This is a genomic window from Pedobacter alpinus, assembly GCF_042684645.1.
Classification (GTDB): domain Bacteria; phylum Bacteroidota; class Bacteroidia; order Sphingobacteriales; family Sphingobacteriaceae; genus Pseudopedobacter; species Pseudopedobacter alpinus.
The window spans coordinates 1-1,199 of sequence record NZ_JBHULV010000043.1; the positions used below are offsets into that span (position 1 = coordinate 1).

The following is a 1,199-nucleotide window of genomic DNA, read 5'->3' on the forward strand; positions in this document are numbered from 1 at the left end:
GAAGGTGCGAACAAGTTCCTGATATGAGATCATCATATTCATCCGGAGCGCATCCCAGAGGGACATCATGAGCCATCAACTCACCTTCGCCGATAGTGAATTCAGCACTAAGCGCCGTCAGACCCGAAAAGAGATTTTCCTCTCCCGCATGGAGCAGATTCTGCCATGGCAGAATATGACCGCTGTCATCGAGCCGTTTTATCCCAAGGCGGGCAATGGCCGACGGCCCTATCCGCTGGAGACCATGCTGCGTATTCACTGCATGCAGCATTGGTACAACCTGAGCGACGGTGCCATGGAAGATGCCCTGTACGAAATCGCCTCCATGCGCCTGTTTGCCCGATTATCCCTGGATAGCGCCCTGCCGGATCGCACCACCATCATGAATTTCCGCCACCTGCTCGAGCAGCATCAACTGGCCCGTCAATTGTTCAAGACCATCAATCGCTGGCTGGCCGAAGCAGGCGTCATGATGACCCAAGGCACTTTGGTGGATGCCACCATCATTGAGGCACCCAGCTCTACCAAGAACAAAGAGCAGCAACGCGATCCGGAGATGCATCAGACCAAGAAAGGCAATCAGTGGCACTTTGGCATGAAGGCCCACATTGGTGTCGATGCCAAGAGTGGCCTGACCCACAGCCTAGTCACCACCGCGGCCAACGAGCATGACCTCAATCAGCTGGGTAATCTGCTTCATGGAGAGGAGCAATTTGTCTCAGCCGATGCCGGCTACCAAGGAGCGCCACAGCGCGAGGAGCTGGCCGAGGTGGATGTGGACTGGCTGATCGCCGAGCGTCCCGGCAAGGTAAAAACCTTGAAGCAGCATCCGCGCAAGAACAAAACGGCCATCAACATCGAATACATGAAAGCCAGCATCCGTGCCAGGGTGGAGCACCCGTTTCGCATCATCAAGCGGCAGTTCGGCTTCGTGAAAGCCAGATACAAGGGGCTGCTGAAAAACGATAACCAACTGGCGATGTTATTCACCCTGGCCAACCTGTTTCGGGTGGACCAAATGATACGTCAGTGGGAGAGATCTCAGTAAAAACCGGAAATAACGCCAGAAATGGTGGAAAAAATAGCCTAAATAGGCTGATTCGATGTGTTTGCGGGAAAAAAATCGGCCCAGATCCGCGAAATTTTAATCAACGAGTCAGCTTGGGAAGAAATGACCTGCTTATTCGCACTTTCCCTAA

1 protein-coding gene is annotated in these 1,199 nt (G+C 53.5%); it reads left to right on the forward strand.

Features of this window, described 5'->3' with window-relative positions:
• Positions 1 to 67 precede the first annotated feature (67 nt).
• Entirely contained in the window at positions 68 to 1,048 is a 981-nt protein-coding gene (locus ACFSSE_RS12030) for an IS5-like element ISKpn26 family transposase (RefSeq protein ID WP_000019445.1), read from the forward strand.
• Positions 1,049 to 1,199 lie beyond the last annotated feature (151 nt).